This is a genomic window from Novipirellula herctigrandis (assembly GCA_007859835.1).
GTDB classification, from domain to species: domain Bacteria; phylum Planctomycetota; class Planctomycetia; order Pirellulales; family Pirellulaceae; genus Novipirellula_A; species Novipirellula_A herctigrandis.
On record SJPJ01000001.1, the window covers coordinates 7,853,415 to 7,878,639 of the forward strand.

Here is a 25,225-nt window from a genome sequence, read left to right on the forward strand (position 1 = left end):
GTCGACTGAGGCCATCACGACCCAGTGCGCACTCAGGCATGTCTCCCACGATCTTATGCATTTGCGAGTCGTGCCGGTTCAATACCGTGGGCTTTGGCAATGTTGGCAATGTTGTCAATGGTGGAGACGCAGATGTTGTGGCCGCGGGTAAAATGCACGCTGCCGGTTACACCTTCTACTTGTCCGCCAACGGATTTTGGTTAACCGATACGGTGCCGACCGTGATTATTGAGTAAGATCGGTCGTGCTATCCTGGTATCAGTGCTCGGGGGCGGAAGTGAGCGGCGCTTCGTTGCATCATTTTGCAACGCCAATAGCACAAATCGTCAAACGTGACGACAGTGACCATTCGTGGATCGTTTCGGAATTAGAAAAGGTGTGAAGTAAGCGATGCATCGTGACTCAACCCCCTTGATTCTGTTTTCAGGACTCGCTGCGGATTGCGAAGTCTTTGCTTCTCAGTCGCTCGCGTTCGAAAACCTGATCGTGCCGAGTTGGCCGGTTCCTGAGTCCGACGACACGCTTGACAGTTACAGTGAACGCTTGGCAAACGATTTGCGGCCTTATGGTCCGGCGGTGATTGGGGGGGCGTCGTTTGGCGGAATCATTGCGTTGCACGTCGCAAAGTATCTCGATCCGCTAGCGGTTATTCTGATTGGCAGCGTTCGCTCGCCAGTCGAGTTACCTCGATATGCAAAGTTGGCTCGTCGCTTGCAACCACTCGTTTCCCTGCTGCATGTCCGGCTGATGCAGATTGCTTGCGTGCCAATGGGATCGAAGATGGTTGGCCGTTGGTTTCCACACCTCAGCGGACTGGCCCGGCAATTCCGTCACAGCGAGCCGAAAGTATTTAAATGGTCGCTATCGCGAATCCTCGATTGGGATTTCTCGCCACAAGTTGACTGCCCCCTCTTTCACATTCACGGTGACCGCGACATCGTGCTGCCAATTCGAAACACAACTCCAACCCAGATCGTCGCTGGTGGTGGACACGTCATTTCACTGACTCATGCTCGTGAAGTGAACGCGTTCATTCGCTCGGTATTGAAACAAGTAAACAAGGAACACTAATTAGTAATCTGTCGAAAATTGGGTCAAACATCCGGACGGATTCCGAATACTTCAACGTCAACACCGTCGCAGTAGTGGGCTAGATCCGGATGCTTGCCGGTCGCAGGCAATCCGCTCGCCGCTATTAAGCCATCTTGGATTTTGAGAACGGTGGCTCGTTTAACAAAATAGGGTCGGTGATGAACGTGTCCGACGTGAATGGTTTCTCGTCGCTCAACAAACAACAGATAGCGTTCGAGTAGAAAGTGCTCCAGGGTGCCGGGCTGTGATTCACCGAACTCCTCGCCGACGCTGTAGCTTACGGAGTGAGTTGCGGAAGATCCACTACTTGCTCGTTCACTCCAATAGGTGGCGTGGTCGCCATCGCGTAAATCGTTCATCTTGGAATAGAAATAGGGGAGTGCCCAACCGGCGCGAGCGGCCCAAACGGCCAAACGAGAGCTTGCGTCCAGCGAAAAGAAATAGACGCCAGGTCGCCCTCGGTGAACCACATAGGTGCGAACATTCGTCTCATAGAAGTTAAATGCGAAAGCTTGCGGTAGCCATCTTGGTTTGATGCGACGCATCTTGAACGGCACGACACCCACGAACGCTCTTCCCTCAAACGTATCCATTTCCAATTGGCCGGGCAGAACACTGCGAAGTGCATCGGAAGGCAATTCCCAGTGGCAGAATAGCAACGATTCCCATCGCTGGGTTCCGTCGGCTCTTCCGCTAGGGCGAATCGTCGGTGCAATACGATCAATCATGGTGACGCGATCGGAATGAGGATTTGATCCTTGATACTAAATCGTCCGTGCAGTTTCGACCACCAGCTTTCGTGCGGCTGTAACTCGCTCGGCGGTTGATAAGGATTTGTACTTTCGGTCATCGGTCCCTTCACTAATGGATCAGTTCGCTACGGAATCATTGGTTTCGCTCCATTCCAGGACCACCAGCAGAGGCAGATGATCTGAGGCGACTGGTTCATTGACCACCTGCTGCTCGACGACACGCCAAGCATTCGCCGGACGGAAGAACACATAATCGATCTTCCTTTTCGGCGGGGCCGATGGAGACGTCGGGTCAGGCTGTTTGACGCTCGCGTCTGTCCAGTTTGGCTGCAGCACTCGGATCGTAGGGCTATCGGGGACGTCATTGAAGTCCCCTGCTAGAATCATCGGAAGAGAATTGGCTCTGACGAGAAACGGATTGAGCTTATTGGATTGACGCAAGCGGAGTGGGGCCTTGGCGTGCTCCAAGTGCGTGCTAACGAACACAAACTCCGGCCCGTTTTCCCCAAGCCGGACCTGGGCAGCAAGGGCGCAACGTGGTTCGCAGCCCTCGGTGCTTGGCAAAGCAAGGACGTTGACGTTGGTCAATGGATACTTCGATAGAATCGCTTCGCCGTAGTGACCGCCCGCGTAGTCCATCGCCTTGCCAAAGGCTGCATGCATCCCCGTCAGTATTCCAAGCTCTGCCGCTTGATCAACGCCGTGGGATCGGTTCGTTGCCTTGTCAACTTCCTGCAACGCCACAATGTCGGGGTCCAAGTGTTTGATGACAGCCGCGATACGATTTAAGTCGAGCTTTCCATCCATGCCCTCGCCGTGGTGGATATTGTAGGTCAACACGCACACCCGCGACGGCTCGGATGCCTGCAGCGCCGAGAGGAACGTTGGGATTGCGAAGATTGCTAACAGCAAGGTTCTACGGAGGATCATCGCGGAACTCAAATTGATTTTGCCAAGATACTGAAAGGTTACTAACGCATGAGCGTAGCAGAATTTGTCAAACAAGGGGCGGCAGTTGATTACACGCCAACCGCAGGTTTGGTGGCCGGCAGCGTCGTTGTCCAAGGCGAACTGGTCGGTATTACCAAGCATGACATCCGTGCTGGTGTGCTCGGTTCCGTATCCGTCGTAGGCGTGTTTGATGTGACCAAGAATCCGGTGATCTCCGTATCGGCTGGTGCCAAGGTTCACTGGGACGACACGAACGGCCACGCGATTTACCAGGTCAACGGGTAGCAAATTGCTCGGCAAAGCGAGCCTGTGCTTCAGGGATCTACGACTCGGAAAACGCAAATAGTCAATTGCAGGAACTCACACGCTCGATAGGGGCAGCTACATCGTGGCCAATAGAGGGCCAAGGCCTGATTCAGCTTACCGATCTTGGCGACTTCCTTTGAGGAAATCCAGCAGCGTTTGCTCGGGGATTCCGTGCACGGCACCATGCCCTTCATTGTTCACTTTGCAATGGACCACGTCGCCATTGAGGTAGCTGAAAACCTCCACCGCCCCGTTGATTTTGGTCGGCTTCACCAGCCTCTTTCCCTCGTACCCCATGTGACGGGCCCACACAAACGTCGATTCTTCTGCGGCAACAAAGGCAAGCTTGCCATCTTTGGCACGAATCACTCTTGAAGGTCCACCATCATACGGAACAAGTTCGTCCCTTATTCCCGAGATGTTCATCAGCCGCTTCCCTTGGGCGGGAATGACCGCGACACGATAGTTGTTGTCATCACCTTTGGCCCGAAAGTGTTTGCCGTCGTACTGCCAAACGTTTAGCGGGCTGACGCCACTAATGTAATTGCGAACGTTCGGCAGGCTGCTTTCGATCATCAACTGATTGACCAGCGCCGCGCCGTTCGATGCGCCGATGATGCTGAAATTGTTTGGGTCGACATTCTCAAATGTGGCCAGTTTCCGGACAATGGCCTCAATGAAGCCGCGATCGTCGGCTTTGGAGCGCTCCGAAACGATGTTCCAACTTTCGCGATAGCCCTGTGGAAACACCATGATGTACTGCGCTGCAATGGTGCTGCGGTGTCGAATGAATCCTCGCATAGCCTTTTGGGCATTGCCGCCGTTGCCGTGGAGAAAGATAAGCACCGGACGTTTTGCATTCCCAGTGCCATCAGGAACATTGACGTAATACGGCCGCTTGTGCTCACGTTCCTGCGACCACGACTGTGCGATTGAATACTCACCGGACGGCAATCGCGAAGGGCCGACTGTGCGATCGTTCGCGTTTGTGTTTTGCGACGTAGCGTCATCTTGAGCGTTCGAAACAGCAGTTCCCGCAGCAATACAGCAGGCGGCTACCAATAAGATGGATCGCAATGTCATGTTCTGGTTACCTATTGGTGAGCGGCAAGGTATTTGCCGTCGGTGTTTCTGTGGCTGCTTTTTCTGGGACGATGATACCGGCGGCCGGCGCCTTGCCGCTCATTTGTTGGCGGGACACACGTTACGGGGTCTCTTCAAACATTTCGCGTCTTATCTCAATCAACTTCTCTTCGGCTTCCTCCTCGGTTAGTTTCCCTGCTTCGACAGCCGCTTTGATCTCTTCCATGAACAGCTTATACCGTTGTTTCTTGGCTTCCAATTCGCCAAGCTCGCGGTTGCCGCGAATGCCTTCTTCGAACATTTCACGCCGAACGGCGGCGAGTTTCATTTCAGCTTCTTCTTTCGAAAGCTTGCCTGCTTCGACGGCCTCCTTGATCTCGTTCATAAACCGTTCATATCGGCGCTTTTTCGCTTTCATATCGCGGCTCGCTGATTCGCCACGCTCGACAACCTCGAACATCTTTCGGCGAACCGCGGTCAGCTTCTTATCGGCTTCTTCCTCAGTAAGCTTGCCTGCTTCGACGGCTGCTTTGATTTCTTCCATGAACAGCTTGTACCGTTGTTTCTTGGCTTCCAATTCGCCACGCTCGCGGTCGCTGCGTATGCCTTCTTCGAACATCTCACGCCGAACGGCGGCGAGCTTCATTACAGTTTCTTCTTCCGTTAGTTTGCCTTGCTCCAATGCATCCTTGATCTCTTTCATGTACCGCTCGTACCGCTGCTTCTTTTCTTTCATTTCGCCGGACGAAGTGGAACGGCGAAGTGTGTCCAGCATTAAAGTCGCTTGCTCCAATGACAACTCGCCCGCCTCAACCGCTCCGCCCAACCGGCGTTCCACGGCTTCGAAGTTCTGAGCATAAACGACACCCAGAGGGAAAACGCAGATGGCAATGGCCACAATGGTCATTCGCATTGAGGAAGGCACTTTCCATGATTTGTCAGCGATCATTATCTTCAACCTTTGCTCTAAACCGCCGCCACTATTAATTGCACTTGCCACGACTGGCGGACGGATCGCCGCTGCGGTCAAGAGCTCTGCCGCATTCAGCAAAGCGTTTCCATATCGATGTACTTCAATTCAGTGCGACTTTGGCATTTTCCATTCCATCGATGGCCAAATCAGATCGATTCGCTGATACACCCAAAGCCTTCTCGGAACCGGGTTTTCCATCCACCATCCTCCGTCCTATCGGTGATCTAAGCCTGCTCGGCAATTCGGTTTGCAGAACGCTTGGATTGTCGAAGCTGGTAGTCGCAGCGAGAAACGTTGGCACGCTGGATAGCTTATCAGCGTTAAAAGGGGTTGCCAACCAAAATGCGTTACCAAAGCAATGACGTTGGCAACCGGAAATTCTCCGCCGCCGAATCCGCGGCCTTGAGGCAAAACGATTTTGTCGGTCACGGCATCGTCGCCAGCGGATTGCCGTCGCGCACGAAAGGCAAGTGATCCCACGCACGGTGTCCACGTTCGGTGTAGTACCAGAGCGAGGTTTTTTTCAGCAAATGATCGAGACGCGTGTTGGATACAACGCAAAACGCCAACAAACGAGTCGGTGTATTTCTTGTCTTGCTTCAGGCATCACGTACGTGCATGTCAGCCCCTTGTCTTCGATCCAAATGCTGAAATTTCGGGCTTGCTGGCCGGTCCAATCGCCAGTCGCCTTCTCGGTGCAAGGTGAGCTCCAAATCCGTTGCTATCCAGATCGCCAGCGCTCATGTCCCCCGGAGTGTGCTTGTCCGATGGAGGCCCGGCCAGCGGAATTTCTAGGCAGGCCACGCCAGGTTTTCTTCTCCACAGAGCCTCTTTGTCCACGACCGATTTTCGTGGCCAGACCGATACCTCGGCTGACACTTTTAGTCCGTCCTTTGCAAGTGACTCGACCACGTACTTGTCCTCGGCGCTGCCATCCGGGTCCACCAAGTTGGTCGACGAGGTAACTGGCTCCGGAGTGATCCTGTCACCGTTGCGATAGAGATTGAATCCGATGTCCGGCGAATCCCTGCCCAGCATCCGCCATCAGAGATAGACTCCGTCTGTCACCTGAAGTGCCACCCTGTCCGCGATCGAGAAACTCCATCGGTCGTCTCGCAGACTTTGCGTTCGATTGATCACTGTCAGCCTGAGAACACGCACAGCTACTAAGTACATCGGTCAATAGAATCAGCAGCAGCGGAATTCGAGTAGCGTGTCGCGTTGGATTGTTTTGTTTTGGGCGTCTGATGTTGTCGAGCATTCCTCAGTTTCCAGCCGGTTTCTTTGGAAGTTGGAGTGTTGGAATCGATGGCAGGTCGAAGGTTAACGGGTCATCAGGTTTGGCGGGATCAAAACGCTCAGCATCTTTCGCCAAGTGTTTCGCCAGTTCGGGTACGTGCTTCTGGATTCCCTCGACCACACAACGTGCGAGTTGATAGGCCCCGTACGAATTGTGATGCGTGCGGTCTTTGAGTTCTTTTTCCTGACCGAGCAACGTACCGGCCGGGTAGAAGGCGAAGGCTTTTGTGCTTCGCTTGGGACCGAGTGCCGCGTAAAACTTCAGGCTCATGACATTGAGGTCGATCACGGGGACATTCTGGTCCTTCCCGACCTGACGTACCGCCTCGGCGTAGTCCGTAAGCGTTGGTGTCTGGTTCCCGTTTTCGTCCATGCGCAGCCGTTCCATCGAAGTCACCAGGACGGGGATGCCGCGTTTGGCACGAATTACATCCACGAACTCACTCAGTTTGTTTTTGTAAGTTGAGAACGGCCCGGCTCCATCGCGATTGTCCTTCTGGTCGTTGTGGCCAAACTGAATGAAGACGTAGTCATCCGGCTTCATCATGCTCAACAGTTTCTCCAGTCGCAGCTGGTACTCGAACGATCGCAAAGCCAGGCCTGATTCCGCATGATTCGATACGGCCACACTTGGGCCGAAGAATCGCGGAAGCATTTGCCCCCAACCTGCGTAGGGTTCAGTTCTTTGATCGGTCACCGTGGAATCCCCTGCGATGAAAACCGTAATTGCCTCATGCGACGGACGGATCATCATCGAGACAACGCCAGGCTTTGTGCCGTTGAACTCAAAGGAGAGTTGATCATCCCAGTTAAGATGCATTGGTGGCCCGGTCTCGCGGCTGTTTAGCTTTGTCGATCGGTCGGGTGTAATCGGCGGTCGCCTCACGTTGACCGTGAACGAGCGAGTCATATATTCGCCGGCCTTCGTTTCGACGTTTTCCAACATTAGGCGACGTGCCTCGGCCTTGATCGTTGTCGATGTCGAGTGATCGGAATGTCCGAATTGCATCGTCACTTCGTAGTTGGCTTCCACCAGATTGACGTCAAATAGTGCTGGTGTCTCAGTATTCGCACTGGAGACGAATCCGTAGCCCTGTTCGGATTCGTAGGCCGTTTGCGGTGCGACGTGGATGCCGCCTTCCTGAACGTCACCGTCTGTGAAGACGAAGTTCCAGGACAGTCGAGTTTTAAGCAACGGCGCGAACTCGGGGACGACGTGACACAGTTCGCCAACAACCAGCTGCGCAGTGAGTGCGGCTCCATACGAATTAAGATGTGTCTTGTCGGGATGCTCTGGGGTCTTTGACCCGGGATCGAACCTCTTTGCCGCTTCCGGACCAAGCCGATTCATATGCCGGACGCTGAGCCGATTGAGGTCGATTAACGGAACGTCAAGTTCCTCTGCGACCGCCCTCGTGGCTTCTGCGTAATCGGTCAGCCGGAAGCCTTTCGGAATGCTGACCGGTTCGAGCCTCTCGGGATCAATCTTTCCATCGTTGTCGAACAGTCGGCGAGTCAGCGACGTCACAAGTACTGGCTTCGCTCCCGCCTGGCGTGCTTCGTTTGCATAACGAGTGAGGTTCTCGCGAAACGTGGTTTGCGGATCCGTCTCACGCTTCGGTCCTTTCCCGGGTTGGTCGTTGTGACCAAACTGAATAAAGACCCATGTCGGTTTCGAGTCGAGAACCTGTTTCCACCAGCCTTCGTCCCGGTAACTCTTCGAACTGCGTCCTCCGCGAGCAAGGTTTACCCACTTCACGTCCGACTTAAGCATCTTCCCGAAACTGTCTCCCCAGCCGGAGTGTGTCGCGACAGTGGAATCACCCACCAACACGATCTGCTCCGCGTTGTCTGCCGCAAGGAGTGATCCCGAAATAGACAAGCCAAGGACAATGAAAAGGCTGGCACTTCGACTCACGACACATTTCCGTTCGCAACGATCGAAATGCACGTACTTGGCAGACCGTTATCAGATGATCGTCGCGGCATACTTGAAGTTGGCAAGGCACTCAGCGGGAAGGTGCTGATTTGACATAATTGCATTTGATTCGTACCGGACGCCTAGAATGGAGAGAACGTTAGTCGCCTCGCATTGTACAACCACGTGATGCAATTATACAGCCAGGTGATGCAATTGTACGCCCGTTTGTTACGAGTCGCTGTGATCGGGACACGTTGCCGAACACCGTGCTTCTCGCGTCCTGAAAGTCTTCCAACGCACGCTGGAACATTACAGAGGGTGTCTGCTTTTTTGCCAAATCGATAATGCCCAAACCGGGTGCGAATCTCACCAGTGCCGGCATCAGGAAGACGGTGCTGGATCGGAGAGTCAAAGACGATTTTGCTTTGATGGGTAAACACCTGGATTGCCGCAATGCTGTTGTAGCCTTGTTGACACTGCGCAATCGCGATCGAACCCAGCTGATGCACGGCGTCAGCAATTTGCATTTCAGATGGGGCGAGTGCTCAGACGGGTTTGTCCCGCCGCCGATCGATGGGGCGATGCTGAATCAGCACCGAGCGATCCCAACGTACCCATCCAAGACGTTGCTGGTGCAGTAAAGGAATTGATTCAGACGGGGAAAGAGCGGCACTGTGACCTTTCCGAGGCGGGGCGAAACACCATCCGGCGGGCACATGCTGTTCAACCCGTGACCGAGTCCAAGTGGGACGGTGGTCGCAAAAAAGCGTGCCCAAGAGAAATCGCTCTGCAACCGTTATCAAAATCAAATACTGACTTTTCGCGAGGCGTTTGCTCGCCCCAGAGACTTCCGCCGGACGGTAGTTGTACAATCGTGTCCATGAAAACGATCATTCGCCTCGTGACCGGCTTGTTATTTCTCACCGGCATTTTGTTTCTTGTATGGCTGACGCGCGAAAACAGTCGTTTGGCTTATGACCTATCGCGACTGGAAGCGGAACTAGGACGAATGTCCGTCAAAGAAATCGACCAAGTTCATATCGTGGCCATCAAGGAGCCACGCGTTCCGTCTGAAGTTGCCTCGCATGTTCAACGAGTCTGGCAGTATCGGCTCTACCTTCCGGCGGGCTATGACTATGTCAGGATGAGAGGTGGTGGTCGTGTTGCGGAGGATGGCGTTTACTTAAAAGGCGGTTTTAGTTCCGGCTGGAGTTCTCCCAAGCCCGAAGCCACTCATGCACTTGTATCGATCAGCTTAAGTATAGACGGTGATCGGACTAAAAGCTTCTTTTCCATCAATGAATCAGGGGGCACAGGATCCTGGGGGCCGTTCGGTCCCGAGCCGATTATCAGCGACGATCTCGTTGTTCAAACTTTGTCTAACGCTTCGCAAGGTTCACGTTCATTCGATCAAGACACAATCCTGCCGTTACTGAAAGTGTACGACCCAAAAACTGCGGATAAGAAGACCATCGCAGGCAGTGAAATCACGACCTACGCCGGTGGTTTGATCTTGTTATGCCCCAAATCGCGAAAAAGCGAATTGGATGAATTGCGACAAGGTCGCGTGCCGAACGGTTTTGATCCGAGTTGGATCGCGAAGGGGCAGAGCCATGAATAACCTTGATGAACGAAACCACCGAAAATGGAAGTTCTCGCTACGACATCTTTTGACGCTCACTGCGCTCGCGGCGCTTTTCATTGCAGTCGCCATCGCATATCGCAAGAACGAATCACTGAACCAATCGCGTGCCGCGTTGCTCTCGCTATCAAGCCGTCTGGATGTCACTGATGAAGATAAATTGACGCATGTCGCGTTGCCAAAAGTTGCCAATGATTTTCAAACATGGGATGTGCATGTGCCGCCAGGCCCGGCGCTGGAGTTGCGATTGGGAATCGGCGACGTTTCGGAAGCCGGCATTCCTTCACAGGTCGAACGCGTTGGGCTCCCCGCCGGTCGTCACCGAGTCACGCTGCATAGTGTGGTCTCACCTGATAGTGGAAATCGTTTTGTCGTCTACGTCGATGCCAAGCAAGTGATTGAGAAAGTACCAGCTCGAGACTGGTTGCCCGGTGGATGGTCTAGCTCGAGTGGCCTGTCTTGGCCTCAGGGGCCGACCACTAATGAGCAAACTCCACTTCAGCTAGCCGGCCAGCGTTATACGCTACGGCCCGATATCGGCAAGAATAACTATTTCAACGGATCGGACGACAGTTTGGTGACTAGCCCCGGCTATCGAGTTTGGATTGACCAGCCCGATCGGAGCTACGAGCCAGCTTCGCCGTTTTTGGGATTTGAACATCACACTACCTACCACGGCATCGGGTTGCGAGATGGACTGCGCTACAAAATGAGCACCACTGCTCCCTATGAATTGACATTGACGCGGCCGAAGTCTCGCGGTCGCGATCCCGTGCTGCGAATCATTCCTGAGTTCATCGTGGACGGCAAGTCTGTCCTGTCCTCGCAGACTCCCTCATTCAGTTCGTGGCAATTGCGCAATGATGCGGTTGGGAAAGATGCGCTTCGCTGGACAAAAGAATCATCGCAAACGGTTTACAACGCGTTTCTTCATGCGACCTTCAAGTCTGACGAAGACGTCAAGCCGGTGATCGAGTTGAAATGGGACGCGGACAAGCCCAGCGAGGTGGGACTGCGACTTGCCCAAACGCCAGCGAACGAGCGAATCACCCGGTTGCGACTACGAATTGTCGGCGGAACCAAACACCTGTGGCGAAAAATCGACGCCGGCAAGCAAAAGCTGGACTCCAAAAAAGAGTCCGATGAGAAGCCAGCCGATTCGTCTGGCATGACGATCTCACTTGATCCCGTGGGCGAAGGTGATGGAGACATTCAAATCAACTGGCAGACCGATCAATCCTTGCCACTTCAAGTCGTTCAGAGAAATCGAGTCAAACCGAATCCTTACAGCGGAGTGTCGCTGTACCAAGGGCTTCCGCTGAAGTTCGCTGCTCGGATTCCCAAAAGCCTCGCCCCGTCGATTTCCGTCACCAGGATCAATCAGCATCCTACCCTTCCTGACACACCGTTCCCGGGCGGCGCGGTCTTCGGTGAGATTCAAATGGAACTCAAAGCCGAACAAGACGATTGGATCTGGCTGCAAGCCCAGGACCTCAAGATCACGCCATGATGAGGGAAATGCTTTGCGATAGTCACAGCAACGCTCCCTAAACTCGGGTTGGCGGCTCTATTTTCTCCCGATCGAATCGAACACCAACCGCACATTCGACCGTATCGACGAGACTTAGTTGGGTGTCTCGCCATTCACGCACGCCAGAAGATGAAGAGAATCAAGATCATCGCCTGCGGCCTGAATATTTTTACCAGAGTCGTATCCGCTCTTCTGGTAATAACGGATCTCAGCGGCAAAACCAGAAATTGACCGACGTGGGCGTTCCGTTCTTCTCAGAATCTCTTCCTCGCTGAGTGTCGAGAATCGTATTTCAATACGATTGTTTGCGCGCAGATGCTTTCCCGAACTTCATTGGAATGCTGTCGGCGCGTAGATGCACCGTACAAAGGGCCGAATGGTGAGGGCCGAATGGTGAGGGCCGAATGGTGTGAGGGCCGAATGGTGCGAGGGCCGAATGGTGCCACCCACGAATCATTGCCACGGCCTGGATGCCCAGGATACACCGTACTGCAATCGATTTCCCGTGCGAGTTTCAGCATTGCGCAGAAAACAGTGTCAACATAGCCCTACTGACTCGACCGAAACCCGATGCCTTTCGGGAAAATGAAAGAGCGATCTTCGGCGCTGAAGACTTCGATGTTGTTTTTGACCGCGATCGAGACATCCCAGTCGTGCCACATCGTTAGCGGTTTGTCACCGTTCAAATTGCTGGAAGCTTGGCATACATGAGCGTGTCCAAATGGGATGACGATTGGCGACGGCGCCGTCCTCGTTCTCGTCCTCGCTGATGCTGACGAACCGGCTGATCCGAACGGAGCTCAAGGGCGGCCTGTTTCGTGAAGGGCGCATCGAGTCCTTGGCGGTTGTGGTAGTGATTGTAGACCCGCTCGTACATCGCACGAAGCTTGCCTCGACTGTCGCTTGAAATCTGCATGTAGTGATAACGGCCCTCAAAGCTCTTGTAGGGCACATACGGCACGTCAAATCCCAGATTGTATTTTGCGGTGTATTCAAATCCTTTCAGCAAACGATTCTCTTGCGCCCCGTAAAGATCGACGCCTTGTATCCACGCCGTTTCACAAGTGTTGGCTAAAAACTCTAGCCCCATCTGAGTATGTGATTGGTCGCGACCGGACTCTTGGCACTGTCCGGATTCCATAAAGTAATTCCCGATAGCCCCGTTGCCTTGGCCGTTGAGGAAGTAGTTCTTTGCTCGATCGAACATGCCCTGGTCATCCAAGAAGATGCCCATTGCCATCATGACCTGCAACATGGATGCATCCCAATTACCGTTTGCGGACGGGTAAAAGTCCTCAATGATCGGATACCAGATATTTCGGAGCATCGATTCAAATCGGGCTTGCCCCTCTTTGGACCATTTTCCCCACGTATGCTTGAGCAGTTCAGCTGCGATACAGTAACGATAACCGCTCATTCCGATTAGCAATTTTGCATCATGGTTACCAACCGACCGCAGCGTTTTGGACCAGGCGTCGATGATTTCTGCAGCCTTAACCGCGTGGGCCTCCTCCCCCGAAAGAGCCCAACAGAGAGCGTGACAGTAGGCAGCACGCCCGTCGGAGGTGAATTCGGAAGAGCCAATATTTGGATCGTTATACGGCCCTCGCTCGACATTCGCGAATGGCTCTGGTTTCCAATTTAGTGCTGAATACTCCGAATCCTTCAGTTTCTCCCACGATACCAACCAAGGTTGTTGGCCAGCTGCGATTCTTTCCTTGGCATACTCAATGCTTGGTTTGCTGTGGGCGATCCCTGGATGGACGAATTCACCCCAGGTTGGATTGAGCTGGAAGCAACTAACCAGGACAAAGAATGTAATGATTTGATTTCTGTTGAAGTTCATCTTGAAGCCGAGATCACTTGTTCACAACTACAGCGATGATCAGTTCACCACACCGCAAAACGGTGAGTAGTGAATATCAATTATCGCAAAAAAAGGATGCAACCGGACGACGATGTCCAAGGTTGTCACCAACCTATCGTAGCATACATTATCAGCAACTCTACATCAGCAACTCTTTGGGATAAGCTGTATGTTGGACTTGGTGAATTTCGTCACCGTCCATCTTGTATGTATCGATCACGCCAAACAACAATTGCAATTATGAGTAACAAACAAATAGTGATCTCTTTAGCCGCTATCTGCATCGCGACTACACTCTGCTTCGTTCCTGCGGCAAATGCCAATTCAACACCAAAGCCAAACATTGTGGTCATCTATGCTGATGATTTGGGCTATGGAGATGTCAGCTGTTACGGAGCCACCAAGATTCAAACGCCGAATATAGATCGTCTGGCCAGCGACGGAATGAGATTCACAGACGCTCACTCGCCTGCGTCTCTATGCTCGCCTTCCCGATACGGCTTGCTGACCGGGCGATCTCCCTGGCGACTACACCGCAAAGGCAACGGTTATCGGCTTAGCCCCGGGCAAACGACGCTGGCATCTTTCCTAAAGGGGGTCGGATACACATCCGCGGCGATCGGAAAATGGCACCTCGGTTACAGTAAGGATTGGAATAGACTGCCCATCGAGGGTCCCTTGGAAGTCGGCTTTGACTACCATTTTGGCGTGCCCTCGAACCACAATGACTCGACAAGAGCATTCATCGAAAATCACGATCTGGTGGGAAGGAAATTCGGCGAAGAATTCCGAATTGAAAAAGGACAAGACTTCCCAACAGGTCTTGCGCAGCCACGCATCGAAGACCAAGTGGACAGCACCCTCACGAAGAAGGCTGTGGAGTTTATTCGTAAGAATGCGGATGGCCCATTCTTCCTCTACTTCACACCTTGTGCTCCACACACCCACGTCACTCCGGCTGTAGAGTTCCGTGGAACCAGCGAGGCCGGATTGTTTGGGGATCATGTCCAGGAATTGGATTCCCATGTAGGAACGATTCTAAAGACGCTCGATGAACTGAATCTGACCGACAACACACTTGTTGTTTTTGCTAGTGATAATGGATCCACGCCCAAAGACTTCAAAGGAACTCAAGGGGTGAATCTCAACCTTGCTAACGATTCGGGAGAGATCCGAAAAAAGTACAAAACCGCCAAGGAAGATGCCAAAAAAATGGGCCATGTGACGAACGGTCCTTGGCGCGATGGGAAGGGATACGCCTACGAGGGAGGACATCGCATCCCATTCATCGTGCGGTGGCCCGGACGAGTCGCTCCAGGAAGCTCATCGGATTGCACGGTAAGTATGACAGATTTGTTTGCCACTTCAGCCGAGATTCTTGATTCGGAGCTTCCGGCGAAAGCAGCCGATGACTCGCTAAGCCTGCTGCCAGTGCTGCTTGGCAAAGAAATCTGCGTAGCTGATCGCGAGAACGTCTTCATCCTAGGAAACGGCAAAGACAGCGCCATCGCAGTTTGCACTGGGCGATGGAAACTCATTGTGCGTTACGGCATTGATAGTGACGTAGGGCACGAGCTCTATGATTTATCCAAAGACCCAGGGGAACTAAACAATCTTTCCGAGGAGAACCCCGAGGTGGTTCAACAAATGGCAGCTGCACTTAAGAAGGCCGAAACCGACGGACAGACTCGTCACTAACCTTCGGTCTTATGCTGCCGCAGCCTCGGCCGCATCCACTCTGTGTTAGAACGGTGTTTCAAAATGGTAAATCACCGCGTGACGATCTGCTTGATCATGAAGTCAGTCACAGCGATGCAAAGGACTGCCTGACTGTTCTCAGCTAGGACTTCATCGTCTGTTGACGTTCGCCGATGTCGGGTCATCCATGCAAGGGTTCGCCCAACAATCGACCGTTTGGGAAGAATGACAAATCCCTTGGCGTGGACCGGTCGCAGCAATGCCTGCAAGATAATGCGGCAATGATCGTGATACCAATTCGGTAACCCCTTTCGACCCTATGCGCTGTCTGCAATGACGACCTTGAGTTCTCCATGCTGTTCGCGAATCGCCTGGGCAAAGGTGGTCCCACAGAGACTGCAGTGCAAAACGACGATTCGCCGGATCAAAGATCGCGGTCGCCGCTGGGATTTTGCGAATGCCGAGTATCTGATGAACATTGCCGCCCTTGGTGCGAGTGACCTATGGGAAAAGTATCGGGAAATACCTGCAAAAATCGCTGCTTAGAATCGTCCAGAAAGTTTGGTCAGACACCTTCGACCTGAACGATTGCGACAAGCTCGATTGGCAAGTACAATCTATCAAACGTTACTTTTTTCCACAGAGCCCTGCCGGTTTTCCACAGAGCCCTGCCGGCTTACGGCACTTCGTTGATCATTTGCGACTTGCATGAAAAAAGCCCGAACATCCATCAGACAAGTCGCACTGTTGATTGAATCATCTCGAGCTTATGGCCGAGGACTGTTGCGCGGGATTGCGGAGTACGCTCAAGAGCGAGGTAATTGGTCACTCCGGCACCAGGAAATGGCGATCAATGCGGATCCTCCTCCTTGGCTTGCCAGTTGGCGCGGCGACGGTATCCTCGTTCGTGCCGAAACGCCGAAGATGGTTCGAGCCATACAAAACCTCAGTATTCCGGCTATTGATCTGCGTTGTTGGCGCTCGACGGGCACGATGCCTAGCTTCGATACAGATCCCGAGTCGGTGGTGCGATTGGCGGTCGACCATCTCCGAAATCGCGGGTTCACGCAGTTTGGGTTTTGCGGCTTTGGGGGAGCCAACTATTCAGAACGTCGTCTTTGGGAGATGCGGAAGTATGTGCGGTCATTGGGATACGACGTTGTTGCTTACGAGTCACCTGATCCGGTTCATGCGACGACCTTCGGTTCTGAGCAAAGTGGTATGCTCGACCAAAAGGGGCTAACTCGCTGGCTGACTTCTCTTGACAAGCCGATTGGAATTCTCGCTTGCAATGACATTCGCGCACAGCAATTACTCAACGCCTGCCATGAAGGACATATCCAAGTTCCCGATGAGGTCGCCGTGGTCGGTGTTGATAACGACGATGTGATTTGTCCTTTGTGCCTTCCACCACTGACGAGTGTCGAGCCGAGTACGAGTAGGATCGGGTATGAGGCTGCGGCGATGCTGGAACGTATGATGGGAGGTGAAGCGATTCCCGCAGAGACTACGCGGATTCCCGCACGACGTATTGTCGTGCGAAGTTCCACGGACGCGATCCCGGTTGACGACGCTGAATTCGTCAAGGCATACCGAGTCATTCGCGAGAACGCCTGTCGAGGAGTTTCCGTACAGGATGTCGCCGATGCAGTCCCCATGTCCCGACGTGCACTCGAACGTCGGATGCGAACTCACCTCGACCAATCGCCCGCAGATATGATTGCGTCCATTCGTCTGGCTCGAATCAAGGAATTGCTGGAGACCACCTCGCAGCCGCTGAAGCAGATTGCCAAGCTGACCGGATTCCATCACGACGAGCACATGGCGAAATTTTTCAAGAAGCTCGCCGGAATCCCGCCGGGACAATACCGAAATAAACATCGCGTCGTGAACAGAAACTCAGCGGGCGATTAGACACTAACTCAGCCGGCGATTAGACACTAACTCAGCCGGCGATTAGACACTAACTCAGCCGGCGATTAGACACTGTGAAATACTGTCATAAAAGCAACCGATATCCGTGCATCTCAGCCAAACCAAAGTCCTTAACTTCAAATGAACGTATCAAGTCGGTTCAAACGTCACCTCTTGAACAATACATGAACGCACTTCTCGAGCGATTCTTTGGATCACTGAATTTCAAGAGCTTTGGTGGGCTAATTCTATTGGGTGAGAATGCAATAAGAAATTCTGTGAAGCAGTTTCTGGTTCATTACCACAACGAACGTCCGCATCAAAGCTAAGGCAACGAGTTGATCGTGCTGATGCGCGAAAGGGTTGGTTGCAACAATGGGATCGAAACCACCGAAAGGCTCGGTGGTTTGCGCGGGGCGCATCGACGAGCGTCCTGATGCCACCACCCGAATTCATGCTTCTCGCGTCGCGAGCAAGTATCCCGCGTGGACGCAACTGTAGACGTCCCTGAATTTGAGCCGCAATTTTTCCGCCAATTGGAAATGCGACCTGCCGTTTCGGCCGACAAACGGAAGCTTCTTGGAGATAAATGCCGCAAATTACGAGGCTAAGTACTCGTTCAAACTTTTTTACTACACGATCAATACGCAACGAGGGTGTCGCAAAATGGCAGTAAAATGTCGCAGGACTTCCTTGACTTAATGTTTCCAATCCGTGAAATTGGTACTAATGGATCGTTGTCTTTACAGTGGAGCTACCTCACCGAAGGCCGCATCACTACTTTCTTTTCCCTACGTTGATTCGATCTTTCCATTTCCTCTTTTCGATTCCTTTTTCTCTAGCAACCAATTTCCGATGAATGCATCTCGAGTTGTCGCACTGTTCGTTCTTGTACCCGTTCTCTCGTTTTGCCTCGTCGGGTGTGGCGGCTCCGGCTCGACCGAGTCCGTTTCCCAGGATGATTTGAGTAGTTACGTCGAGTCGATTCCTGAGGAGCACCGCTCAGCCACCGTCGACGGTGGCTTCGGAGACGATTACGTCAGCGAGTAACCATTTTTTTGTATCACAGCTTTCGCTGTTTTCGCGTTAGTATTTCAGATTTACTATTTCACTTCCTCTTTTTCCAAGGTGATAAGATGAGAACTTTTAGAATGCGCCCCGGCTTTACGCTGGTGGAGCTACTTGTTGTGATCGCTATTATTGGCGTTCTAGTTGGCTTGTTGCTGCCAGCGGTGCAAGCGGCACGTGAGGCAGCACGCCGCATGAGTTGTAGCAACAACGTCAAGCAGCTCGGATTGGCAGTCCACAATTACCACTCGGCCTATCAACAGCTCCCGATGCAATCGGGTGGTACCGCGGGCTTGAACACCCCCAACCCGGAGACGGATGTGGCGGGGGGCCATAACCGATATCGCTTAAGCTGGCTCGTTGGCTTGACGCCATTTTTCGAGCAACAAGCGTTATGGGAGCAGATTTCGAATCCCTTGGATCCTAACGGCGACGGCGTGGCTCCTTTTTTTCCACCGATGGGGCCTTCACCAGCTAGAACTCTTACCGACCATGCAGCGAGCCGTTACGAACCGTGGTTGACGGACATTCCGACACTGCGGTGTCCAAGCGATCCCGGAGATGGCTTGCCAGCTCAAGGACGAACCAACTATGCCGCGTGCCAGGGTGATGCACTTCATCACCAGGTTCTTGGGCACATGAACAACGACCGAGGAGTACTCGAGAACAGTTCGAATTGGGAAAGAAATGCAGGCTTCGCATGCCGTGGAGTATTTCGTTCGCGTTGGGCCAGAGTGTTCCGAGACATAGAGGACGGTACGTCCAACACGATCATGGCTGCTGAAATCAACACCGACCTTGGCGATAACCATGTAACGACTCGTCCAGTCCATGCGATCGGTATGGATCTGCGTCAATCAACGGGTGTTGCGGTTTTTTGTGAACAGTTTGTCGACCCAAGTCGTCCACAGTTCTGGAATCCATCGTCGGCTCCCTTTACGACGATTGCCAACAACGAGGACCGTCGTGGCTACAGGTGGGCCTATGGACGTCCCCTCTATACCGGAATGTCAACGATCAATCCGCCAAACAAGCCAATCTGCATGAACGGGGACAATCATGTCACTGATGGTCTTCTGCCCCCCAGCAGTCGTCACCAAGGTGGCTGTCACGTCCTCATGGCTGATGGAGCAGTAAAGTTCATCACTGATTCTATCGAGTCAGGAGATCAGTCAGGTGGAAAATGCACATGGTGGAGGCACAACGATTGGGGCGAAACGAGCGATTTCGGACTCTGGGGTGCCTTGGGCACAATTAATTGTGACGAAACAATTAATGTGGAACTTTAATCGAGGCTGACGGTTTCGTACCGGATGAAAGCTGCCCTTGTTCGTTTTTTCGGCTTGGGCGTTACAGCAAATAGAATTTGTTTTTGAGGATTTTGTCCTTAACTTCTTCGAATAATCTGAGCCCATCTAAAATTTTTTCAGAGGTGATAAGTAATGTTTAAAAGAAAACGAAGCCACGGTTTCACACTCGTTGAATTGCTGGTCGTGATAGCCATTATTGGTGTATTGGTTGGATTGCTGTTACCAGCAGTCCAGTCTGCCCGGGAAGCTGCTAGGCGGATGGCCTGCAGTAATAACTTCAAGCAAATCGGCTTGGGGATTCATAACTACCATTCCGCGTATAATATGCTGCCGAAGCAGGGTACTGGTACCGGTAATGGTGGTGCAGGCTTGTCTTGGTGGAGGGGGCACAACGATTTCAATAACTACCGATTGAGCATGTTGGTGGGACTCTTGCCGTTCATTGAACAGCAAGCTACGTGGGAACAGATCGTTAATCCAAACGGGTTAAACACAGACGGCTCAGTCAGGAGCCCATCGTGGAATCCAATGGGGCCAACCCCAGACCGGGCGAATTATGCACCATGGGTCACCGAGTCTCCTACCTACCGATGCCCGAGCGATCCTGGACGAGGTCGACCAGCTCTCGCACGCACCAACTACGCTGCGTGCCTTGGGGACGCAACCTACAATACGAGCTTTGGTACCTGGAATGACAATCGAACGGATCCCACTGCGCGAAGTGCAGACTCAAGATCCACCCATCGCGGATTCTTCAAGCCATTTGCTGAAAATCCATCAAGGTTTAGGGACGTATTGGACGGGTTGGCCAACACGATCGCGATGGGAGAGATCGCGACATACATTCAGGACAAGGACAAGCGAACGGTCTTGTCTGGGCGAAACCTGACCGGTGGAAACGTGAATGGTAACAACGTAAATATTCGAGAGAACCCAAACCTTTGTGCGGAGCACGCACAGGGTATCGATCCTACCAAGCCGATGCGATGGCAAAGAGATACGAGGCAATCCCAAGCTCGGGGTTACCGATGGGCATGTGCGAAGCCTATCTACACAGCCTGCTTTACTATCCTTCCTCCTAACCGAGAGTATTGCTCACGTACCAACGGAAATGACCTGGACGGAATCGCCACGATGTCCAGTAAGCATGTCGGTGGTTGTCATGTTCTGATGGGAGACGGAGCTGTTCGCTTTGTTACCGACGCGATTGAGGCTGGTGATTCAACTGCTGGTCAAGTTTGGTCCGGTGGAACCGGCGTTAGGGCTCCTGGTAATAGGAGCCCCTATGGCCTTTGGGGTGCTTTGGGAACCCGTGCCGTAAAAGAAGTCATCGACGAAGACTTCTAAAAGGCCCTATTGTTGAGCTTTCGATCGCACCACTGAGGACTGCTCTTCAGTGGTGCTTTTTTCTACTTGAAAATTTGCCGTAATTCACTTCACACTCACTTAGTTTGTTGATTCTTTTGGGAGACTTGGAATGCTTCGATCCAGTTTGTTCGTTTTGCTGCTGTCACTGTCCGTGTCAACTCTGGTTGGTTGTGGCGATAGCGAAAGCACGTCCGGCGGTACCAATACTTTTGCCGATATGACAGCCGAAGATTGGGCAGAATACAATGCAGAGCAGGAAAGGATCGAACAAGAATCCGCTAAGGCGATGGAGGAATAGTGATCCAAGGAAGAGTGAATCACGCGAGCGTTATTGCCCTCCGCCCTCATCTGATCACTGCGCGACGTGCCGAGTTACCCGTCTCAAAAGCGAGTCAGGAGCTGTTGCTCTAGTCGCTCGACATTTTTGCGCCGTGTCTGCATTGGGCGGTGTCTGCATTGGGCGGTGTCTGCATTGGGCGGTGTCTGCATTCGGCTTTGTCTGCTTTGGGCGGTGTCTGCACAACCTGCGCTGCAGTTTGGTGGTAATGCCGCTCACTCTAACGCTGCAGGCGTCGCCGGCTCTCTCCGTTTCTTCCTGGTGAGGGGCTTCTTCAGTTTTTGTCGTTGCCTGCTTGAGACGCAAGGCCTGCTTGAGACGCAAGGCCTGCTTGAGACGCAAGGCCTGCTTGAGACGCAAGAAGCCCAGCTGGGGTTGTCTCTTCCTCGTGACCTGCGGCTTCTGTCGATAGACGTTCGTGGCCTTCACGCAGCATCGTCGCAGTACTGCTGTTCCTGACTCATCCATTGACGATCGCCCTTTGTGCCGAAAACTCCGGTTCATCCCATTTTCCTAATGTCGGCTTCATCTTTGCAGATGACCTCGGATATGATTTCAAAGGCTGGAAATACTTCGACCAACTCATCAACGCCACTTGAAGCAAGGCAGCGTATTCGCGAGTTAACACCGTTGGGTTATATGGAGCGTCCAGAAGACATCTACGGAACGATCCTGTTCCTCGCATCGGTTGCTTCGAACTAGGTGACCGGCCACGAACGGCTAGTGGACGGTGCCCACACGCACAACTCGAGGCTTGTTCCGTAAGGCAGAGTTGTGCCGCCGCGCGTCAGCCCGAAAGAGGAAGTGGTTCAGCTGAAAAAAGATTTCAGGGACATGGATGTCGAATTCGACAAAAACGGGATCAACGAAGAATTACATCCCGAAATCGCCGATGCCTTCAAGGGCATGCTGGGAATCGAGTAGAACAACAACGCGCCGAGCCGCAAATAATCGATTTTGCGTCGGCTTGAAAGGAAGTCGAACAAATCGCTTCTTAGAACGTTTGCGGCATTGGCACGGATGCATTCTCGTGTGTCCAGAACTACCTGCCATATATAATGACGCTCTCATGAAACTACTGACAAACATACTGCTGAGTATCGTTTCCGCTAGCACGCTCTGCGCTGGAAGCGATGCGTTGGGGAAACCCAAAAGACCGGCCTTTAAGTCGGTTTGGATCGATACGCGGGAGTTCTGAGACTTGCGTGTGACGCTCGATATCAAGAACGAACAGGCCGAAATCACCTTGGAGAAGACGGAATGAGTGAAAGAAGCTCGGAAAAACAGTGCAGCATGGTCAGCGCTAGCGGGATGCTCTCGCTGGCATCTTTCGTTTGCCTCGCGACGCTAACGAATGCCAATGCGGTGGAAGTCCAGCGTACCGACAACCATTGGGTCGTGCTGGAAACCACTAATGCCCTTCATGCCGACGGACGTCTGTCCTGGGATTTCGAACTCAAGCACCCGGGCCGGTACGTTGTTCAGGTTATTAGTACAGGACCGTTTTCACTAGCCACCGTTGAGGTGGCCGGCGAACAGCTCAAGGAGGTGCTGAAGGATAGTTTCGTGATTGAAGCCGGCACAGTGTCGGACTTCAAAAACAGTGTCACCTTCAATGAAACGGGCCAACACCGTCTAACCATTGAGACAGCGGCTGCGTTGAAACAGGTGCGGATCGTTCCACATTTCAGCAATAGCTTGGGCTCAGGCAAGTTTGACAATCAGTGGCTGACCATGCACCGATCCAAGGAAAAGCAGAACGCCATGGCGTGGTTCAAACAGGCCAAGTTCGGCATGTTTATCCACTGGGGTCTCTACTCGCAGGCAGGTGGTATTTGGAAGGGTACTCGCATCGAGAAATCTCCCTATCCAGGACCGCGCGTGGCAGAATGGCTGATGTCAACTTTCCAGATCCCCCGCGCCGAATACGGAGAACTGGCTAAGACCTTCTGTCCCGATAAATCCTTTGCCACAAACATTGCTCGGCTCGCCAAAAGTGCCGGCATGAAGTACGTGGTCATCACCTCGAAGCATCATGACGGTTTTGCTTTATTCGATTCCGCCTGTTCAGACTTTGACATCATGGACGCAACACCCTACAAGGCCAACGCCATCAAGGAGCTTTACGAGGCTTGTTTGGCTGAGGGATTGGAGTTTGGCGTCTACTATTCGCATGGTAACGACTGGCGTGATGGAGCCGACGGCAATTTCGCCAACGTTAAAAGACGCAATGACGCTTTAGGAATCTACACGCATCCTCAAGGCAAGAATCGCTGGGATCCAAGTCCCAACACTCACGCAGAGTATCTCGAAAGCAAGGCATATCCGCAGATCGCGGAGCTGCTGAAAATGATGCCGCGACTGCGGTTGATCTGGTTCGACGGTGACGGTTTGGTTACCGAAGAACAATCGTTCCGCTTTTACAAGCTTGTTTACGATCTCAATCCGAATGTCCTCGTCAACCGTCGGGTGGGGCATGGCTTCGGTGACTATCTCGATGCCGGCGACAACAAGATTCCTTCGGCTTCCGACAACCTCGTCAAGTATTGGGAAACCTGCGGAACGACCAACAACTCGTGGGGTTTCAAGTCCTACGACGACGATTGGAAAAGCACTCGAGAGCTGCTTTACTACTTCATCGACATCGCTTCCAAAGGCGGGAACTACCTACTGAACGTCGGTCCCGACGGCAAGGGGCATGTGCCCAAAGCGAGTGCCGATGGACTGCGTGCCATGGGGGCCTGGTTGAAGGTCAATGGCGATGCGATCTATGGCACATCTCGTTGGAAAGTTCTCCACGAAGGCGCCGATGAAACTCTTCTTGAGGGGACCGGTCACCGTGCCGCGAAAGGCTTTAGCCGGGAATTTGGCACCGAAGATTTCTGGTTCACCGCGAAGGACAACCGTGTCTATGCCATTTCGCTCGTTGCCGCTGGTGACACCGTGCGCATCCGCTCGTTGAACAAAAACGCAGGCACTGTCAAACGTGTGCGCCTAGTTGGCGACGATCGTCCGTTAATCTGGAAACAAACCGCCACTGAATTGGAACTCGACTTCCGAGGAGTGGAAACGACCGAGAACGGATTCGCAATTGAAGTTCTCTTTTGAAAATTGAAGATAGAAGTTTATAGCACCGCCCAATCCGCCATGGCTGCCGACGCGACGTCTCGTAATCTTTTCGAAAACGCGAGGTCACAGACGCTCCGAACAAACATCTGTTTCGGTCGCATACTGACTGCGGTCACTTTCACCACCACGCCTTCGCACAGGAGCACACAGGAATTGTCGCCCAAGCAACGCGACAGGATCGTGACGCACGGCTACGGTGGTGGAACTCCGCACGCTTTGGAATGTTTGTCGATTAGGGAGTCTATTCGGCTATCCGTCGCGGTAGGGACGTGTTTCGATCAGGCCTAGTTGACACTCACGAGTTCGACGATGAAGTGAAGGTTCGAGTGTGCAGGAATGGAGCCCGGGGAACCGCGTTCGCCGTAGCCGAGCCTGGAGGGTACCCAAAGTTCGATCATGCCGCCCTCACCAACGAGTTGCATTCCTTCCGTCCAACCATCGATCACATTCCGCAAGGGAAAGCTTGTCGGTTCACCTCGCTCATAAGAGCTGTCGAATACTTTCCCACTATTGAGCCAGCCGCGATAGTTGACGGTTACCGTGCTGGCGTCCGTTGGCTTTTCGCCGTCGGTATTTCGCAGAATCCGATACTTCAATCCTGAATCGGTTGTTGAAAACTCCGGCGCGGTATCCGCATCCATCGCACCCGTTCCGGCTTGAAGTTCAGGCTTGTCCACAAACGTTAATGGTTTCCACGTTGCCGTTGGGGTATCCGAGGTTGCCAGCTCTGAAGAAATGTCCGGGCTGGGTGTCATGTCTGGGCTGGGTTTCGCAGTGGAGCGACACCCCGGAACCATGAATACGAAGCTCAATAGACACCACGGCAACCAAATTTTCATTGCTGTTCCAACGCTCCAGTCTCGCATCCCACATCCATCCAATACGCCCATCGGAAGCGAACCTTGCCTCCATTCTTCGTTGGGGAGCTTAGCGAATACAGGCATCTCTTGAAAGTCCATAATTCGTCAAGCGTTGCTTTCAGTC

The 25,225-nt window shown here is 52.9% G+C and carries 24 protein-coding genes; 16 read left to right on the plus strand and 8 right to left on the minus strand.

Going from position 1 to position 25,225, the window contains the following annotated elements:
• The first annotated feature begins 38 nt into the window (after positions 1-38).
• Together CA13_RS35800 and CA13_RS28590 are read left to right on the plus strand one after the other, a co-directional pair.
• The gene (locus CA13_RS35800; RefSeq protein ID WP_419194951.1) at positions 39-236 is read left to right on the plus strand and encodes a hypothetical protein; all 198 of its coding nucleotides are present in this window, start codon (positions 39-41) and stop codon (positions 234-236) included.
• 154 nt (positions 237-390) lie between these two features.
• Complete coding sequence (locus CA13_RS28590) at positions 391-1,071, plus strand: alpha/beta fold hydrolase (RefSeq protein WP_146402480.1); 681 nt, start codon at positions 391-393, stop codon at positions 1,069-1,071.
• Positions 1,072-1,094: 23 nt separating this feature from the next.
• Here the strand turns inward: CA13_RS28590 and CA13_RS28595 are convergent, their stop codons facing one another.
• Both CA13_RS28595 and CA13_RS28600 read right to left on the minus strand, forming a co-directional pair.
• Entirely contained in the window at positions 1,095-1,820 is a 726-nt protein-coding gene (locus CA13_RS28595; RefSeq protein WP_146402481.1) for a YqjF family protein, read from the minus strand.
• A gap of 141 nt (positions 1,821-1,961) precedes the next feature.
• Positions 1,962-2,774, minus strand: a complete 813-nt coding sequence (locus tag CA13_RS28600) for an endonuclease/exonuclease/phosphatase family protein (protein WP_419194952.1) — start codon at positions 2,772-2,774, stop codon at positions 1,962-1,964.
• Positions 2,775-2,822: 48 nt separating this feature from the next.
• On the opposite strand from CA13_RS28600, the gene CA13_RS28605 reads away from it, so the two are divergent.
• A complete protein-coding gene (locus CA13_RS28605; RefSeq protein ID WP_146402485.1) occupies positions 2,823-3,080 on the plus strand; it encodes a capsid cement protein in 258 nt (85 codons plus the stop codon).
• Between the two features lie 135 nt (positions 3,081-3,215).
• On the opposite strand, the gene CA13_RS28610 is transcribed toward CA13_RS28605, so the two are convergent.
• Positions 3,216-4,184, minus strand: a complete 969-nt coding sequence (locus CA13_RS28610) for a CE1 family esterase (RefSeq protein WP_146402487.1) — start codon at positions 4,182-4,184, stop codon at positions 3,216-3,218.
• 121 nt (positions 4,185-4,305) lie between these two features.
• Complete coding sequence (locus tag CA13_RS28615) at positions 4,306-5,133, minus strand: hypothetical protein (protein WP_146402489.1); 828 nt, start codon at positions 5,131-5,133, stop codon at positions 4,306-4,308.
• Positions 5,134-5,294: 161 nt separating this feature from the next.
• On the opposite strand from CA13_RS28615, the gene CA13_RS28620 reads away from it, so the two are divergent.
• Complete coding sequence (locus tag CA13_RS28620; protein WP_146402491.1) at positions 5,295-5,519, plus strand: hypothetical protein; 225 nt, start codon at positions 5,295-5,297, stop codon at positions 5,517-5,519.
• 259 nt (positions 5,520-5,778) lie between these two features.
• On the opposite strand, the gene CA13_RS28625 is transcribed toward CA13_RS28620, so the two are convergent.
• Positions 5,779-6,195, minus strand: coding sequence for a rhamnogalacturonan endolyase family protein (locus tag CA13_RS28625; protein ID WP_146402493.1), 417 nt, complete (start codon positions 6,193-6,195; stop codon positions 5,779-5,781).
• A gap of 226 nt (positions 6,196-6,421) precedes the next feature.
• The gene (locus CA13_RS28630; RefSeq protein ID WP_419194953.1) at positions 6,422-8,374 is read right to left on the minus strand and encodes a rhamnogalacturonan acetylesterase; all 1,953 of its coding nucleotides are present in this window, start codon (positions 8,372-8,374) and stop codon (positions 6,422-6,424) included.
• Positions 8,375-8,909: 535 nt separating this feature from the next.
• Here CA13_RS28630 and CA13_RS36195 point away from each other — a divergent pair.
• Positions 8,910-9,998 (plus strand): hypothetical protein, encoded by a 1,089-nt coding sequence (locus CA13_RS36195; RefSeq protein WP_473087501.1) that lies wholly within the window; start codon positions 8,910-8,912, stop codon positions 9,996-9,998.
• Positions 9,991-11,529, plus strand: a complete 1,539-nt coding sequence (locus CA13_RS28640; RefSeq protein WP_146402495.1) for a hypothetical protein — start codon at positions 9,991-9,993, stop codon at positions 11,527-11,529. The genes CA13_RS36195 and CA13_RS28640 overlap by 8 nt, the downstream gene beginning before the upstream one ends.
• A gap of 703 nt (positions 11,530-12,232) precedes the next feature.
• On the opposite strand, the gene CA13_RS28645 is transcribed toward CA13_RS28640, so the two are convergent.
• The gene (locus CA13_RS28645; protein WP_146402497.1) at positions 12,233-13,396 is read right to left on the minus strand and encodes an alginate lyase family protein; all 1,164 of its coding nucleotides are present in this window, start codon (positions 13,394-13,396) and stop codon (positions 12,233-12,235) included.
• A gap of 261 nt (positions 13,397-13,657) precedes the next feature.
• On the opposite strand from CA13_RS28645, the gene CA13_RS28650 reads away from it, so the two are divergent.
• The 10 genes from CA13_RS28650 to CA13_RS28690 all read left to right on the plus strand — a co-directional run bounded on the left by CA13_RS28650 (position 13,658) and on the right by CA13_RS28690 (position 24,220).
• Positions 13,658-15,115 carry a sulfatase family protein gene (locus tag CA13_RS28650; protein ID WP_146402498.1) on the plus strand — a complete coding sequence of 486 codons (1,458 nt, stop codon included), beginning with the start codon at positions 13,658-13,660 and terminating at the stop codon, positions 15,113-15,115.
• A 333-nt stretch (positions 15,116-15,448) separates the two neighbouring features.
• A complete protein-coding gene (locus CA13_RS28655; RefSeq protein ID WP_146402500.1) occupies positions 15,449-15,661 on the plus strand; it encodes a hypothetical protein in 213 nt (70 codons plus the stop codon).
• A gap of 162 nt (positions 15,662-15,823) precedes the next feature.
• The gene (locus CA13_RS28660) at positions 15,824-17,029 is read left to right on the plus strand and encodes an AraC family transcriptional regulator (protein WP_146402502.1); all 1,206 of its coding nucleotides are present in this window, start codon (positions 15,824-15,826) and stop codon (positions 17,027-17,029) included.
• A gap of 855 nt (positions 17,030-17,884) precedes the next feature.
• Positions 17,885-18,079 (plus strand): hypothetical protein, encoded by a 195-nt coding sequence (locus CA13_RS28665; protein WP_146402503.1) that lies wholly within the window; start codon positions 17,885-17,887, stop codon positions 18,077-18,079.
• Between the two features lie 86 nt (positions 18,080-18,165).
• Positions 18,166-19,386 carry a DUF1559 family PulG-like putative transporter gene (locus CA13_RS28670; protein WP_146402505.1) on the plus strand — a complete coding sequence of 407 codons (1,221 nt, stop codon included), beginning with the start codon at positions 18,166-18,168 and terminating at the stop codon, positions 19,384-19,386.
• Positions 19,387-19,539: 153 nt separating this feature from the next.
• Positions 19,540-20,754 (plus strand): DUF1559 domain-containing protein, encoded by a 1,215-nt coding sequence (locus CA13_RS28675; protein ID WP_146402507.1) that lies wholly within the window; start codon positions 19,540-19,542, stop codon positions 20,752-20,754.
• A gap of 130 nt (positions 20,755-20,884) precedes the next feature.
• Positions 20,885-21,073, plus strand: coding sequence for a hypothetical protein (locus CA13_RS28680; RefSeq protein ID WP_146402508.1), 189 nt, complete (start codon positions 20,885-20,887; stop codon positions 21,071-21,073).
• A 555-nt stretch (positions 21,074-21,628) separates the two neighbouring features.
• Positions 21,629-21,814: a hypothetical protein gene (locus CA13_RS28685; protein WP_146402510.1), complete on the plus strand. Its 186-nt coding sequence runs from the start codon at positions 21,629-21,631 to the stop codon at positions 21,812-21,814.
• Positions 21,815-21,886: 72 nt separating this feature from the next.
• Positions 21,887-22,036 carry a hypothetical protein gene (locus CA13_RS35805; RefSeq protein WP_419194954.1) on the plus strand — a complete coding sequence of 50 codons (150 nt, stop codon included), beginning with the start codon at positions 21,887-21,889 and terminating at the stop codon, positions 22,034-22,036.
• A gap of 336 nt (positions 22,037-22,372) precedes the next feature.
• On the plus strand, positions 22,373-24,220 hold the full coding sequence (locus tag CA13_RS28690) for an alpha-L-fucosidase (protein WP_146402512.1): 1,848 nt from the start codon (positions 22,373-22,375) through the stop codon (positions 24,218-24,220).
• 305 nt (positions 24,221-24,525) lie between these two features.
• Here CA13_RS28690 and CA13_RS28695 read toward each other — a convergent pair whose 3' ends face one another.
• Complete coding sequence (locus tag CA13_RS28695) at positions 24,526-25,185, minus strand: FKBP-type peptidyl-prolyl cis-trans isomerase (protein WP_473087502.1); 660 nt, start codon at positions 25,183-25,185, stop codon at positions 24,526-24,528.
• Positions 25,186-25,225: the final 40 nt, after the last annotated feature.

What these genes read in the sequence shown, in the direction of transcription:
- CA13_RS28680 (WP_146402508.1), top strand. Translation starts at nt 20,885, where the DNA reads ATGCTTCGATCCAGTTTGTTCGTTTTGCTGCTGTCACTGTCCGTGTCA.
- CA13_RS28695 (WP_473087502.1), bottom strand. Translation starts at nt 25,185, where the DNA reads ATGCCTGTATTCGCTAAGCTCCCCAACGAAGAATGGAGGCAAGGTTCG.
- CA13_RS28605 (WP_146402485.1), top strand. Translation starts at nt 2,823, where the DNA reads ATGAGCGTAGCAGAATTTGTCAAACAAGGGGCGGCAGTTGATTACACG.
- CA13_RS28660 (WP_146402502.1), top strand. Translation starts at nt 15,824, where the DNA reads ATGAAAAAAGCCCGAACATCCATCAGACAAGTCGCACTGTTGATTGAA.
- CA13_RS28625 (WP_146402493.1), bottom strand. Translation starts at nt 6,195, where the DNA reads ATGCTGGGCAGGGATTCGCCGGACATCGGATTCAATCTCTATCGCAAC.
- CA13_RS28650 (WP_146402498.1), top strand. Translation starts at nt 13,658, where the DNA reads ATGAGTAACAAACAAATAGTGATCTCTTTAGCCGCTATCTGCATCGCG.
- CA13_RS28640 (WP_146402495.1), top strand. Translation starts at nt 9,991, where the DNA reads ATGAATAACCTTGATGAACGAAACCACCGAAAATGGAAGTTCTCGCTA.
- CA13_RS28590 (WP_146402480.1), top strand. Translation starts at nt 391, where the DNA reads ATGCATCGTGACTCAACCCCCTTGATTCTGTTTTCAGGACTCGCTGCG.
- CA13_RS28620 (WP_146402491.1), top strand. Translation starts at nt 5,295, where the DNA reads ATGGCCAAATCAGATCGATTCGCTGATACACCCAAAGCCTTCTCGGAA.
- CA13_RS28600 (WP_419194952.1), bottom strand. Translation starts at nt 2,774, where the DNA reads ATGATCCTCCGTAGAACCTTGCTGTTAGCAATCTTCGCAATCCCAACG.
- CA13_RS28615 (WP_146402489.1), bottom strand. Translation starts at nt 5,133, where the DNA reads ATGATCGCTGACAAATCATGGAAAGTGCCTTCCTCAATGCGAATGACC.
- CA13_RS28655 (WP_146402500.1), top strand. Translation starts at nt 15,449, where the DNA reads ATGACGACCTTGAGTTCTCCATGCTGTTCGCGAATCGCCTGGGCAAAG.
- CA13_RS28685 (WP_146402510.1), top strand. Translation starts at nt 21,629, where the DNA reads ATGTCGGCTTCATCTTTGCAGATGACCTCGGATATGATTTCAAAGGCT.
- CA13_RS28665 (WP_146402503.1), top strand. Translation starts at nt 17,885, where the DNA reads ATGAATGCATCTCGAGTTGTCGCACTGTTCGTTCTTGTACCCGTTCTC.
- CA13_RS28595 (WP_146402481.1), bottom strand. Translation starts at nt 1,820, where the DNA reads ATGATTGATCGTATTGCACCGACGATTCGCCCTAGCGGAAGAGCCGAC.
- CA13_RS28610 (WP_146402487.1), bottom strand. Translation starts at nt 4,184, where the DNA reads ATGACATTGCGATCCATCTTATTGGTAGCCGCCTGCTGTATTGCTGCG.
- CA13_RS28645 (WP_146402497.1), bottom strand. Translation starts at nt 13,396, where the DNA reads ATGAACTTCAACAGAAATCAAATCATTACATTCTTTGTCCTGGTTAGT.
- CA13_RS28690 (WP_146402512.1), top strand. Translation starts at nt 22,373, where the DNA reads ATGAGTGAAAGAAGCTCGGAAAAACAGTGCAGCATGGTCAGCGCTAGC.
- CA13_RS35800 (WP_419194951.1), top strand. Translation starts at nt 39, where the DNA reads ATGTCTCCCACGATCTTATGCATTTGCGAGTCGTGCCGGTTCAATACC.
- CA13_RS36195 (WP_473087501.1), top strand. Translation starts at nt 8,910, where the DNA reads ATGGGGCGAGTGCTCAGACGGGTTTGTCCCGCCGCCGATCGATGGGGC.
- CA13_RS28675 (WP_146402507.1), top strand. Translation starts at nt 19,540, where the DNA reads ATGTTTAAAAGAAAACGAAGCCACGGTTTCACACTCGTTGAATTGCTG.
- CA13_RS28670 (WP_146402505.1), top strand. Translation starts at nt 18,166, where the DNA reads ATGAGAACTTTTAGAATGCGCCCCGGCTTTACGCTGGTGGAGCTACTT.